Source organism: Microbulbifer okhotskensis (assembly GCF_023895975.1).
In the GTDB taxonomy this organism is placed as follows: Bacteria; Pseudomonadota; Gammaproteobacteria; order Pseudomonadales; family Cellvibrionaceae; genus Microbulbifer; species Microbulbifer okhotskensis.
This window is the reverse complement of the sequence record NZ_JALBWM010000624.1, coordinates 1-201: the sequence shown is the minus strand read 5'-3', so window position 1 is coordinate 201 and position 201 is coordinate 1. Positions and strand designations below refer to the sequence as shown.

At 51.7% G+C, this 201-nt stretch carries 1 protein-coding gene; it reads right to left on the bottom strand.

Annotation, left to right across the window (positions count from 1 at the left end):
• Nucleotides 1–19: 19 nt before the first annotated feature.
• A partial coding sequence (locus tag MO867_RS23505; protein WP_252473596.1) for a head completion/stabilization protein occupies nucleotides 20–201 on the bottom strand: 182 nt, incomplete at its 5' end.

The following is a 201-nucleotide window of genomic DNA, read 5'->3' as shown; positions in this document are numbered from 1 at the left end:
AACTTTTTTCCGGCCATAACTAGATAATCTCTGCGGTAATATTGGTTGAGATACCACGCAAGCGGCGCACCGCTCTATCGGATTCAGCCCGGTACATTTGCTCTGTCTCTAAACTCTGTGCTGCTTGGTGCTCTCCAACTTCCCGACGCGTTACCGTGGCGAATTGCCGGAAAGCCATTGCGGTAGCCAAGGCAAAAACCG